This is a genomic window from Sphingomonas sp. P4_G3, assembly GCF_056401105.1.
In genome coordinates this window covers 41825-53774 of the sequence record NZ_JBFUJZ010000007.1, presented here as the reverse complement: position 1 = coordinate 53774, position 11950 = coordinate 41825, and the positions used below count along the sequence as shown (strand labels likewise).

Here is an 11950-nt window from a genome sequence, read left to right as displayed (position 1 = left end):
GCCGGAAACAGTTGATTAGGAATAATATTTTTATGGCCACTACGGCAAACCCGACACGTGACGATTTCGCGAAACTGCTCGAACTGACCCTTGGCGACGCCGACGGCTTCGAGGGACGCGTGGTGCACGGCACCGTCACCGGTATCGAAAACGACATGGCCGTCATCGACGTCGGCCTGAAGAGCGAAGGCCGCGTGCCGCTGCGTGAATTCGCCGCGCCGGGCCAGAAGGCCGACCTCAAGGTCGGCGACGAAGTCGAAGTGTTCGTCGACCGCGTCGAGAATGCCAATGGCGAAGCGATGCTGTCGCGCGACCGCGCGCGCCGCGAAGCCGCCTGGGACAAGCTCGAAGCCGAATTCGTCCAGTCGGCCCGCGTCGAAGGCGTCATCTTCGGCCGCGTCAAGGGTGGCTTCACCGTCGACCTCGACGGCGCCGTGGCGTTCCTGCCCGGCTCGCAGGTCGATATCCGCCCGGTTCGCGACGTCCAGCCGCTGATGGACATCCCGCAGCCCTTCCAGATCCTGAAGATGGACCGCAAGCGCGGCAACATCGTCGTGTCGCGTCGCGCGGTGCTCGAGGAAACCCGCGCCGAGCAGCGTTCGGGCCTCATCCAGAGCCTGGCCGAGGGTCAGATCATCGACGGCGTGGTCAAGAACATCACCGATTACGGTGCGTTCGTTGATCTCGGCGGCATCGACGGCCTGCTCCACGTCACCGACCTCAGCTACAAGCGCGTCCAGCACCCGAGCGAGGTTCTGAACATCGGCGACACCGTCAAGGTTCAGATCATCCGCATCAACAAGGACACGCAGCGCATCTCGCTCGGCATGAAGCAGCTCGAGAGCGATCCGTGGGATGGCGCCGCCGCCAAATACCATGTCGGTGCCAAGATGACCGGCCGCGTGACCAACATCACCGAGTACGGCGCGTTCGTCGAGCTCGAAGCGGGCATCGAAGGCCTGGTCCACGTCTCCGAGATGAGCTGGACCAAGAAGAACGTCCATCCGGGCAAGATCGTCTCGACCTCGCAGGAAGTCGATGTCGTCGTGCTCGAGGTCGACGAGGACAAGCGTCGCATCTCGCTGGGTCTCAAGCAGGCCCAGGCCAATCCGTGGGAAGCGTTCGCCGCTGCTCATCCGGTCGGCTCGACGGTCGAGGGCGAAGTCAAGAACGCCACCGAATTCGGCCTGTTCATCGGCCTCGACAACGATGTCGACGGCATGGTCCACATGTCGGACATCGCCTGGGGCATTTCGGGCGAGGATGCGCTCAACCTGCACCGCAAGGGTGAGATGGTGACCGCGATCGTGCTCGACATCGACGCCGAAAAGGAGCGCATCTCGCTCGGCATGAAGCAGCTCGAGCGTGGTGGCCCGTCGGCCGCCGTGGTTTCGGGCGCCGGCGACAAGCTCAACAAGAACTCGGTCGTTACCGTGATCGTGCTCGAAGTCCGCGACGCGGGCCTCGAGGTTCAGGTCGGCGACGATGGCGCCACCGGCTTCATCAAGCGCACCGATCTCGGCCGCGACCGCGACGAGCAGCGTCCGGAGCGTTTCCAGGTCGGCCAGAAGTTCGACGCCATGGTCACCGGCTTCGATCGTTCGAAGAAGCCGACCTTCTCGGTCAAGGCGATGCAGATCGCCGAAGAGAAGCAGGCGGTCGCGCAATATGGTTCGTCCGATTCGGGCGCATCGTTGGGCGACATTCTGGGCGAAGCGCTCAAGGCCCGCGACACCAAGAAGTAAGCTCAAAACGGGTAGCGTCCTGAAGACGCTACCCTTTTTGTTACAGTTTCACTGTCGAATCGGTCCTATTGCGTTCGACGGTTTTTCTTTATGATAAGCATCGGTGGGGGCCCTTTTTCCGCGAGGGGGAAATTCTCGGAAAAACGGGTAGTTGATGGAGAAGACCGGGACGTGCCCCGGTGGTCCTTCGACTCTGGGGAGACCGTGTTCGTATGATTCGTTCGGAACTGATTCAGAAGCTTGCAGAAGCCAATCCAGATCTTGCGCTCCGCGATGTCGAGGCAATCGTCTCGACGTTCTTCGATGAGATTTCGCGGCGTTTGGCGGCCGATGGCCGCGTCGAACTGAGGGGCTTCGGCGCTTTTTCAACGCGTGCGCGCGGTGCGCGCACTGGTCGCAACCCGCGGACGGGCGAAGTAGTGGAAGTCGACGCCAAGCGCGTCCCCTATTTCAAGCCCGGCAAGGAAATGCGCGTCCGGCTCAACGTTTCCTGAGCCAAGGTGGCCTGGCTCAAGCGACGCGAAGCGCAGCTTGAACCAGGACTCACCGAAGGCCGGCCGGCAGGCGCGCCGCGCCTGACCGACGTCACGCGATTTACTCGCGTGACGGCACCCCTCGCCTGCCAACTCCGCGCTTGACCAAGCCGCGCGCCTGCGCGACCTGTGCCGACACGCGGACGTGGCGAAATTGGTAGACGCACGGGACTTAAAATCCCTCGCCCTATGGGTGTGCGGGTTCGAGTCCCGCCGTCCGCACCAGATTATAAGATGGCGCGGCGACCCGAAGGCCCCCGCGGCGCGACGTTTTAGCCGTTTCCCGGACGGCGCGGCTTGACGGACGGCTCGGTTATCGCTGCGTGCGCCGTCGCCGTGTATCGCGATTCGGGCCCAGTATAGTTCGCTATTTTACCACTTCCGCCGCGCTGCTTACCATAATCCCGCCATGGGGCGTGTTGACGAACAGGACGCCGAACTTCTTCATGTCGCCCGCGACGATGCCGACGAGTTCCATCCTGCGACCTTCATTGGTGATCTCGGCCCAGGATCCGCCCTGGTCCTCGGACATCCAGAGTCCGCTTACGCCATTGATCTTCCCGGCCATATAGACTGTCGGGTAACCGCCAGGCGCTCGCGGAGCACCAAAGCTGACGGCCCAGGCCGCGTCGACATGGCCAATCTGATTAGCGGCGTGCTTGGAATCCGGCGAGTGGAACAAGCCGTTGGGAGTGGCCAGCCACAAGTCGCGCAGGATGGTCGGCACAACTTCGAGCTTCGCCCGCTGCCACGGCGCGACCTCCTGGAATCCCGTCACGATCGGCGTGAAACTGGCTCCACCATCAGTACTGATCAGGATGCGGCCCGCGGGATCGAAGATGTAGAAGACGCCGTCGAGCCGCTTGTCGGCGATGGGGCGGAAATTGCGATCCTTGAGATCGGGTACGCCACCCGATTTCGTCCAGCTCTTGCCGCCGTCCTTCGAATAATAAGGCGGACCGCTACCAGCCGCCCAGACGAGCGACGTGGCGCCCGCCGATACGGCGATACGTCCCGGATCATACCAGTCCGCCTTCGGATAGCCCGGCGTTTCGAAGATCGAAGTCGGCAGCTCCGCCCAGCTCATCCCGCCGTCATTGGACACGAAGCCCTTGTGCTTGGCCGAATCCGACGTGCGAACGACATAAAGCGGCTTCGACCCGGCATAGTCGATGCCCGGGACGTTCCCCCGGGCGGGACGGAACAGACCCTGGTCCGGGGGAAGCGTCAGATCGAAATAGGCTCCGCCGGCATTGTCGCCCATCCCCAGCAACAACTGGGCGCCCTGTGGCGGGACGGCAAGATCGAGCGGTGCCGATTCCTCCAATTCCTCGTCGGGGAACACGACATTCAACGCCTTGCCGGAGCCCGCATCGCTAAGGTTGGTGACCACCCAGGCGCCCTGATCCTGGTAAATCAACTCGTTCTTGTTGAACGGGTTGATCTTGACGTCCGACATCCAGCCGCCGAACCAGCCGTTACTCTGCCAGTCCTTGGCCCAGGCATAATCACCCTCCGACCGCTTGGCCTGATCGTGGAGGCCTATCCACGTCTTGCCGGAATCGTGGGAGAGATAGATCTCCCCTCCCGGCCACCACCGGTCGAGCGTGGTGACGACCAGCGTTCCGTCCGGACCGACATCGACCCCCGAATAACCGAACTTGGCGCCGTTCACCGGTTTCTCGGGCGTGATCTCGGCCCACTTGCCCTGCGGATCCCGGCGCCACACGCCTCCAATTGTCGCAGCGGCCGGATTGACCTCGCCCTCCTTGTCGCCCCGGGCATAGGTCACGAACAGCGTGCCGTCCGATCCCTGCGCCATGCGCTGCGGGATCATGTCCGGGGTCGAGGAGACAGGCGTGAAAGTCTTGCCATCGTCCTTGCTGGCGAACAGATGGCCCTGGCCGTCGACGCCGCCGAGATACAGCACATGGTCGCGCGGATCGAAAAACAGCAAAGAGATCGAACTCACCGGCGCCGCAATGCGCGCGAAGCTGGCCCCGCCATCGCTGCTCTTCCACAGGCCGTCGCGGTTGCTGCCGTAATAGATTATCTTGCCGTTGGCCGGATCGACGACCAGCCGCTCGCCCGTGCCGCGTCCATCAGCGTTGCCGCCGACGCCGATCGGGAGGTCGAATTTCTGCCAGGTCCGGCCCTGATCGTTCGACCGCAGGATCGCACCCTTTCGCGCCCATTGGGAGATGTATAGGCCGCACGCCGCATAAAGTTTTTGAGGGTCGTTGGGATCGATGGCCATGGCCAGCACACCCATCAGGTCCGCGTCGCTACGGCTCAGATCGTCCAGCAAGGGAATCCATTTCTGGGCCTTGTAATCGTAGCGGTACATTCCGCTGACGTCTGTGCGCGCGTATAGAATCCTCGGGCTTTTAGGATGGTACAGGAATGCCGGAATGTATCCGCCTCCGCCCCAAGGCACCGTTTTCCAGGTAAAAGACTGCGCCGCAGCTTTAGATGCCGCCACGATCTGCGCCGGCGCGACAAGCGCCGCGCCGCACAGGGCAGCAACCAGAACCGGTTTGAATAAGCCTTTCATCCCCGCCCATCCCAAATTTTTTCAGCCCTGCGCGGCAAGCGCCGAGCGGGACTGGTCGCCATCATCGTGGCGTATTTCATTTGTCTGATTTATTGCACGAGCGCTGTCAATAGGTAGCGCTATCAAAGCCCGTACCGATCTGACTCAGGGGTCTCGCGTCCGGCCGTGATCGCAATATCGCCGGCGCCAACGAGCGCGTCTGGACGGCAATAGGACCCCCATCCTTTAGAGCGCAGGGCCCAGTCCCGCCGCCCGCACCAGATTGAGGAGCTGATGCGCGCGCCGGTCGCGTTAATCATAAAATAGTGTCGGGCCGTTAGCGCGGTCCTTCATGGAGCAGCTCTCAGATGCCCCCCGACCGCGTGACGCTTCAGCCGTTCCCCGTCTGGCGCGGCTCGACGGCCTGCGTGGCATCGCCGCGTGCGTCGTCGCCGGATATCACCTCCAGATATTCTATTATAACGGCCTGAGTGACTTCTTTGGCGGCGTTGCCGGTTGGTTCTTCCGCTGGGGCTGGACCTTCGTCGACCTGTTCTTCCTCATCTCGGGCTACATCTTCGCGCATGTCTATCTCGGCGGCGCGGGGCTGCGAACCGCGCGTCAGCTCGGCGATTTCGCCGTGGCACGCATAGCGCGGCTCTATCCGCTCCATCTCACCATGTTGCTGATCGTGGCCGTCCTGGATTGGGGTAGGCCGGAAAACACGCTCCCGATCTTCCTGTGCCACCTTTTCATGCTGCAGGGACTCGTGCCCGGGGCCGATAGCGGATTCGTCGGCCCGAGCTGGTCGATCTCCGTCGAAATCCTCTGCTACATCCTGTTCGCTTTGGCGGCCTGTTCGGGCAAAAGAGCGCTCACCTGGATCTCGGTAGCACTCGTCGCGCTCATCGTGACGAAACTCGCCATGCTCGGATTGCCCGGTGGGCCCTGGGGCGCCGACTATCTGATCGGAGGCGTGCTCGGGTTCTTCATCGGGCAGCTATTGTGGCAATATCGTGAGATACTGGCGCGGGTGCCGACGATCGCCCTTGCCCTGACCTTGGCGATCGGCGTGACGATCAATGTCGGCTCTTACAGTCCATTGCTGCCGTTGGACCTGCTGGCCTGGCCGGCGGCACTATTGCTGGTGCTGCGCATCAAGACGTTCGAAGCGCCCCCGTTCCTGTGGCTGGGGGAGCGCAGCTATGGAATCTATCTGGTTCACTATCCGGTCCTGAACATCTTTTTCGCCGCGCTCGGCAAGTCGCATGCCAGCTGGACGGGCGTCATCGCGCTCTATGTGACGTTCTCGATCGTCGTTCTGGCCCTGGCGAACGTAGCGCTCCATTTGATCGAGCGTCCCGGGCGCAGAGCGGTGCGCGCGGCGTGGATCAGACGCTATCCTGTGGCGCCGCTTGGCGGCTCGGTTGCGCCTTATCAGGCGGCGGATAGCGGGCCTTAGCGATGATTCTATTTTGGCCATGGCAAGGCTGTGATCAAAATAAACCCCAATCTGCCGCTCATCGGCAGGCGCGCCACGAGGCTAGATGCCACAGGAGCGAAAGCTGATCAGTTCACCAAGGCGTTGTCTGAATTTGAGTCGGTTGCGGACTGGGAGCTTTTGGACACTCTTCCTGCAAAAGCTGACATCGTCGCGATCGGTGGTGAACGGCTACCAGACCGGATTGGCCGAGACCGCATCACCCAGCTTCTAGAATTTGGCCCCGAACCCGATCGACCACCCGTCTTCCCGCTTCGACAGATCCTCGAACCGTCCTCGAACGTAGCTGAGATCGACGCCGAACATCTTGTCCTTGCTGAGATTAGCCGAGATAGTGCCCTTTAACTGACTGAGCCTGTTCGGATAGCCTTTGAACGCCCAGAGCCTGGTATTAAGCACGGTCACGTCAACCGGCAGCCAGGCGAGGTCGCTCTTGACCGTGGCGCCGTACTGAAATCCTGCTCGCCAGAAATTATGGCTTTCATCGTCGCTGCGCGTTCCCCGATCGAAGAAGCGGCCAAACGTCGTACGCAACTCGAGCCGCGGCATGATTGAGAAGAGTGAATCGTCATTTGCATCCCGGACCGCGTAATAGCCGTTGAGATACTTCCATTTTGGCGTCCAACTCACGTTCTCGCTGAAGATCTCACTACCTTCGACCTTGTTCACCGCATATTCGCCCCGAATGGCGACCCGGTTCGTGAGATCACCGTTCCTCGTATAGAACGCATAGACTGCACCGACACGAAGCGTTTCATCGTCGGTCTTCTTGGGGTCGGGCAGCTTCTTCGTTCGACCAATCTTATAGCCGACATAAGGAATGATTTGCGCCTTGTCGGCAGTACCCGGCACCGGAATGGCGAGGCCGGCGATCAGTGTCAGCTTAAAGGTGGACGTATCCTTGGTCCGGTCGTCCGCCCAGGAAATGGTCGCGCGATCCAGCCCCGCGAACTGTTCGCTGTCGTCTGTCCTGTTGAATTGCAAGCCGTCGCTCGAACCGCGAATCCGCAGCTTGAGATCGCCGGCCAGATTCGGTCCCGTGATCCACGGATCGGCCTTTGGCGTTTCCGCGGGGCAGATTAACGAGGTCGCCGGTTTCATCATATAATCAGTACCGGTTGTCCCACGCTCGAAACTGAAGTTTGAGCCAGCCCGGAACATGCGAAAGAGGGCCTGACGCGCGACTTCAAGCTTGGCGGAATCGTCCTTGGCGCAGCGTGGCAATACATCGCCGGTGACCGCAGGGCTGTCCGTGCAGAACTTGTCGTCGGCGATCACTCGCCATGCTGGCGACAGATCTCGGAAAGGCAGATCCGCGGTCGGAATGGGTTTCTTGGGATCGTCCTTTATGATCGGATTGGTTATCGCCCAGGCGAGCGGATAGGGTGATACGCCAGCATAGGCGAGGAGCGTGTAGGCGAGCCGCTCGCGCGCGACGGGCTTGCCGGTATCGCAAAAATCATCCTGCGGTGGTCCAGCGGCGATCGCTTGAGCAGGTATCACGACCAGCGCTGCTGCACAGAGCAGACGGGAAGGACGGCCCGCCATCAGTAATGCGCCAGCGGAGTCAGCGCCGCGGAAAGTCCGCCGAGCGTTTCGTCCTTTTTCATCTTTTGAAGAAAGGCCTGAAAATTGAGCATCGGATTGGCCGGATCGTGGAAATGCTCTTCGACCGGCAATGCGACAGGGGGGAACGCGCGCTTTAGGATCGCGGCAGTTTTGTCCACCAACATACCGATGCGGTCGGTATCCAAATTAAGCGCGTCGAACTTTTTGTAAAAATCATTGTAGAAGTGCTTGCCATAGGCCTCGGCCAGCGCGTCCTGCACGACTTCTCCGAGATAGGGTTCGGTGGCAAGCCAGCCAGCGGCCTTGATCGCCGGCGCCGGAGCGGCGAACCGAGCGAGCCGCAACAGCCGCCGCCGACGGCGCCGCAGTTGGTTCCGCGTCAGCACGTCGACGACTAGCCGACCCATATGCTGAATGGGCTTTCGCTTCCGTGCCATCATGCCCCCTACTCCGTTGGAGCAGTTGATGCATCACAGCTCCGAAACGGCAACAGCTAAAAGGTCAGATGTGGACCGATCGCATAAAGGGTTCTGTCCATGCGGGGTATTTAGCAGAAGGGCCGTGTCGCCCAGCCGAGGTCAGCCTGAACGAACGACCACTTTTAGGACCGCTGGTCAAACTTTGGAATGACCAAGATGGGGCGCTTAGCCGACCACCGGATCGAGAGAGGCGCGAATGGCGGATAACGACCCAAGGCCGGCCATTAAAGGATGCAGGTGCGTCGTCCGCAAGCGGACCTAATCTAGGCGCTTCATAAGCCCGCTGGAGAAATAGCCAACCTTTGCGCCGGGCTGTTCTTCCTGAAACCTCGATGCGAGCGCCACACCTTCCTCGTCGAGTTCGGCCACGAGATCGTCAGGAAAGCCGGCAAATTGTGCCTCTTCGTAGCGCGCCTGCCAAGAAGCGAGGTTGCGTGCGAGGGCCTCAGACAATCCAAGAGATTTCGGATCGACATAGCCACCGTTGATGGCGTCGCGAACACCAGTCCCCGATAGCATTCCGTCGATCAGAAACTCGTCAGTCATCTTGCCTCCTACCGCGCAAGATAATCGGCCTGCCCCAGGAAGCGCAACGGCAGCGAACCAATCCGCCACACTCGTAAGCAGACGGGCCGCAAACCACCCATTCCCGGGCGTTAGCCGGCGATCATCGACGTGGCCGCCCTGAACAGCGGGAAGTGGTGGGTAGCGGGCTTAGGCCCGAACGCGACGATAGACCCCACTAAACCGGACATTCGTGCCGCCGCACCAGCTATTGTCACTGGCGATTAGAATGTCGCCGACCAAGGTGAAATCAATCTTGCAATAATCATCGTAGCGCGCGCGGTTATCATCACCGTAGCGCGCGCGGTTACCGAGCAGCGTGAGTTTGCCGTCAATTTCTCCAGAATGACGTGGCGGCAAGTCTGGATCGAGGTCGGGTCCCGGCCAATATGCTTCGCCTCCTACGTGCATCATCCCGCGCTTGTTCGTGATGCGCACGCTTGGATTTCCCTCAACCGACCACCGTCCAAGCCACGAAGAACGCGCTGGTTTGCTATTTGACCGCGAGAGCGCGAAGCTTGGACTTTTCCACCCATCCCGTCGATCCCCAGTTGCTGAAGAAAAAGATACAAACGTAATTGCCCTTCGTGCGGCTGGTGATGACTCGCTCTCCTGGCATAACGTGACCCGCACGCACTTTCTCGCAGCGGGACGGGTTTAAACAATCGTCCACATCGTAAAGATAAGCGCGATTTCCGCCGTTTATGACGGCCAAGCCAAAGTTTGCTTTTTCATCCGGAAACGTGCCGTTGGCGCAGAGGTACTCATGCCCCCCGGCTGAGGCCGGCGCAGCGACTAGAAGCGCGGAAACAAGGAATGCGCTCGTTAAGACGCTCTCTCATTGGCAGAACGTAACCGACTCTAACAGGCGTTCGCAACTGGGGTCGTTAGGCATTCCCGGAGGGTCCGCCCCTGAACGGCAGCTATCGCTCCTTCGGCTCCCACAAGCCGCCGTTCCGCTTCCCACCCAGAAACGGCCATTAGACCGTCGCATGAACGAATGGCGGCTTCGGGAAGCGGAAATCGATCGCTAAGTGACCGGGTTTGGGCGCATTGCGGTCATGACATTGAACTGCCGGTCGCGCGGGCCCACAATCGCAGCTCTCCTACCGTCAGAACCCCGCAACCCCGACCAGCCCCCACAACCCCTAACTATCGATCATCACCCCCGAATACGCCTCGTCCTCGAGCGCCCTGCCCGCGCCCATCGCCACGCTGGTCAGGGGATCTTCGGCGATGATCACCGGCACGCCCGTCGCCTCGGCCAGCGCATCGCTGATGCCGGTCAACAGCGACCCGCCGCCGGTCATGACGATACCGTGTTCGTGGATGTCGGCGGCGAGTTCGGGCGCGGTGGCGGCGAGCGTGCGCAACACGGTCTCGATCACCTGATCGACGAGGTCGCTCAGCGGCCCGGCAATGTCAGCCTGGCAGATGTCGATCTCGCGCGGTACGCCGTTGACCTGGTCGCGGCCGCGCACGGCCATGACAAGCCCGCGCCCGTCCTCCGGCATCCGCGCGACGCCGATCTCCAGCTTGATCCGCTCCGCCGTCGTCTCGCCGATGACCAGATTGTGGTTGCGCCGAATGCTCGACGCGATGGCATCGTCCATCTTGTCGCCGCCGACGCGGGTCGATGCGTGATGGACGAGGTTGCCGAGCGAGAGGACCGCAACCTCGGTCGTGCCGCCGCCGATGTCGACGACCATCGTGCCAATCGGCTCGTTGATCGACAGGCCCGCGCCGATCGCCGCTGCCATCGGCTCCTCGATCAGGCGAACCCTGCGCGCGCCGGCATTGGTCCCGGCCTGCCGTATCGCCCGCCGCTCGACCTGGGTCGCACCTGAAGGAATGCAGACCAGAATTTCCGGCCGACGCGGGAGCCGCGAGGGGCCGCCATGCGCCTTGTCGATGAACGCCTTGATCATCTGTTCGGCGATATCGACATCGGCGATGACGCCGTCGCGCATCGGCCGCACGGTCGAGGTGCCCTGCGGCGTCCGCCCGATCATCAGCTTGGCTTCCATCCCGAACGCCCGCAATCGCGGCAAACCGTCGATCAGCTCGATCGCCACGACCGATGGCTCGTTGAGCACGATACCGCGATCGCGCAGGTAAACGATGGTGTTCACCGTGCCGAGGTCGATCGCCATGTCGTTGGACGTCGTGGAAAAAAAGCGGGGTACGCGCATTGTTACTCGATCTTTTAGGAGGCGCGCGACCATCCGCGCATCATTGTCTGGCGTTCAGCTCGTCATAGAGGGCGACGAGCCGGTCGACTTCCGCAATGACCTCTCGCTGCTCATTAAGCCACCGCTGAGTTGCATCGTGCATCGGCTGGCCGATGCGCCCGTCATGCAGGGTGGCGCCCTCCTCGATCAGCCAGACCGCGTCGCGTGCCCGCGTCCGCTGCAGCCGAAGGTGAGTCATCCACTGCTCGATGACGTCCGATGGTATTGTCCGGTCCAAATCAGCTCTCCCAGACCGTATATGGGAGGCGCGACGCCAAATACGACGAATCGGGAGCATCCGACTGCGCCAGGAGCCGTTACGATCGATGGATCGCCCCGAAATGCCGACGGAGATGGAGGTTGAGAATGAGTCGTGCGGATTTTGACCCGGCCAGCATTCAGCCGGATGGACGGCCGGCGTCACGAGCGACATTGTTCGATCCCGCCGGGGGAGGACCGTGGCGAGGCTCGGTCGCCGGGCTGGACCTCGACGGGCCGGTCACGGTGCTCGCTTATGGTACCGATGAGATCGGCGTTGGTCCGCGGCTGCATGTCCATCCCTATGACGAGACCTTCATCGTGATACAGGGCCGCGCACGCTTTTTCGTCGGCGATGCCGCGGTCGAGGCGTCCGCCGGAGAGGTCGTGCTCGGTCCGGCGGGCGTGCCGCACAAGTTCGAGAATCTGGGGCCGGGCCGGCTCCAGACGATCGACATCCATCACTCGCCGCAATGGATCCAGACTGACCTGGAGTGAGCCGGCGCTGAGTTGCGTGCGGGCGTTCGCGCCGGCCGC

Annotated in this window: 11 protein-coding genes and 1 tRNA gene; 5 read left to right on the top strand and 7 right to left on the bottom strand. The window is 61.7% G+C overall.

What is annotated here, in order from left to right:
- The first annotated feature begins 32 nt into the window (after window positions 1–32).
- From rpsA to AC1DQQ_RS16685, 3 genes are all read left to right on the top strand, one after another.
- Entirely contained in the window at window positions 33–1745 is a 1713-nt protein-coding gene (rpsA, locus tag AC1DQQ_RS16695; RefSeq protein WP_066812708.1) for a 30S ribosomal protein S1, read from the top strand.
- Between the two features lie 212 nt (window positions 1746–1957).
- Complete coding sequence (gene ihfB, locus AC1DQQ_RS16690; RefSeq protein ID WP_478028904.1) at window positions 1958–2239, top strand: integration host factor subunit beta; 282 nt, start codon at window positions 1958–1960, stop codon at window positions 2237–2239.
- A 178-nt stretch (window positions 2240–2417) separates the two neighbouring features.
- Window positions 2418–2503, top strand: a tRNA-Leu gene (locus AC1DQQ_RS16685).
- Window positions 2504–2645: 142 nt separating this feature from the next.
- Here AC1DQQ_RS16685 and AC1DQQ_RS16680 read toward each other — a convergent pair.
- A complete protein-coding gene (locus AC1DQQ_RS16680; RefSeq protein WP_478045878.1) occupies window positions 2646–4625 on the bottom strand; it encodes a hypothetical protein in 1980 nt (659 codons plus the stop codon).
- Between the two features lie 538 nt (window positions 4626–5163).
- Here AC1DQQ_RS16680 and AC1DQQ_RS16675 point away from each other — a divergent pair.
- Entirely contained in the window at window positions 5164–6273 is a 1110-nt protein-coding gene (locus AC1DQQ_RS16675; protein WP_478028900.1) for an acyltransferase family protein, read from the top strand.
- A 249-nt stretch (window positions 6274–6522) separates the two neighbouring features.
- Here the strand turns inward: AC1DQQ_RS16675 and AC1DQQ_RS16670 are convergent, their stop codons facing one another.
- The 6 genes from AC1DQQ_RS16670 to AC1DQQ_RS16645 form a co-directional block, all read right to left on the bottom strand.
- Window positions 6523–7860, bottom strand: coding sequence for a hypothetical protein (locus AC1DQQ_RS16670; protein ID WP_478028899.1), 1338 nt, complete (start codon window positions 7858–7860; stop codon window positions 6523–6525).
- A complete protein-coding gene (locus AC1DQQ_RS16665) occupies window positions 7860–8267 on the bottom strand; it encodes a hypothetical protein (protein WP_478045876.1) in 408 nt (135 codons plus the stop codon). The genes AC1DQQ_RS16670 and AC1DQQ_RS16665 overlap by 1 nt, the downstream gene beginning before the upstream one ends.
- 351 nt (window positions 8268–8618) lie before the next feature.
- A complete protein-coding gene (locus tag AC1DQQ_RS16660; RefSeq protein ID WP_478028897.1) occupies window positions 8619–8906 on the bottom strand; it encodes a hypothetical protein in 288 nt (95 codons plus the stop codon).
- 168 nt (window positions 8907–9074) lie between these two features.
- Window positions 9075–9362, bottom strand: a complete 288-nt coding sequence (locus tag AC1DQQ_RS16655; RefSeq protein ID WP_478028896.1) for a hypothetical protein — start codon at window positions 9360–9362, stop codon at window positions 9075–9077.
- A 710-nt stretch (window positions 9363–10072) separates the two neighbouring features.
- The gene (locus AC1DQQ_RS16650) at window positions 10073–11116 is read right to left on the bottom strand and encodes a rod shape-determining protein (RefSeq protein WP_478028895.1); all 1044 of its coding nucleotides are present in this window, start codon (window positions 11114–11116) and stop codon (window positions 10073–10075) included.
- A 40-nt stretch (window positions 11117–11156) separates the two neighbouring features.
- On the bottom strand, window positions 11157–11354 hold the full coding sequence (locus tag AC1DQQ_RS16645) for a hypothetical protein (RefSeq protein WP_478028894.1): 198 nt from the start codon (window positions 11352–11354) through the stop codon (window positions 11157–11159).
- Between the two features lie 167 nt (window positions 11355–11521).
- On the opposite strand from AC1DQQ_RS16645, the gene AC1DQQ_RS16640 reads away from it, so the two are divergent.
- Window positions 11522–11911, top strand: a complete 390-nt coding sequence (locus tag AC1DQQ_RS16640) for a cupin domain-containing protein (protein WP_478045874.1) — start codon at window positions 11522–11524, stop codon at window positions 11909–11911.
- Window positions 11912–11950: the final 39 nt, after the last annotated feature.

What these genes read in the sequence shown, in the direction of transcription:
- rpsA (WP_066812708.1), top strand. Translation starts at nt 33, where the DNA reads ATGGCCACTACGGCAAACCCGACACGTGACGATTTCGCGAAACTGCTC.
- ihfB (WP_478028904.1), top strand. Translation starts at nt 1,958, where the DNA reads ATGATTCGTTCGGAACTGATTCAGAAGCTTGCAGAAGCCAATCCAGAT.
- AC1DQQ_RS16680 (WP_478045878.1), bottom strand. Translation starts at nt 4,625, where the DNA reads ATGTACCGCTACGATTACAAGGCCCAGAAATGGATTCCCTTGCTGGAC.
- AC1DQQ_RS16675 (WP_478028900.1), top strand. Translation starts at nt 5,164, where the DNA reads ATGGAGCAGCTCTCAGATGCCCCCCGACCGCGTGACGCTTCAGCCGTT.
- AC1DQQ_RS16670 (WP_478028899.1), bottom strand. Translation starts at nt 7,860, where the DNA reads ATGGCGGGCCGTCCTTCCCGTCTGCTCTGTGCAGCAGCGCTGGTCGTG.
- AC1DQQ_RS16660 (WP_478028897.1), bottom strand. Translation starts at nt 8,906, where the DNA reads ATGACTGACGAGTTTCTGATCGACGGAATGCTATCGGGGACTGGTGTT.
- AC1DQQ_RS16650 (WP_478028895.1), bottom strand. Translation starts at nt 11,116, where the DNA reads ATGCGCGTACCCCGCTTTTTTTCCACGACGTCCAACGACATGGCGATC.
- AC1DQQ_RS16645 (WP_478028894.1), bottom strand. Translation starts at nt 11,354, where the DNA reads ATGACTCACCTTCGGCTGCAGCGGACGCGGGCACGCGACGCGGTCTGG.
- AC1DQQ_RS16640 (WP_478045874.1), top strand. Translation starts at nt 11,522, where the DNA reads ATGAGTCGTGCGGATTTTGACCCGGCCAGCATTCAGCCGGATGGACGG.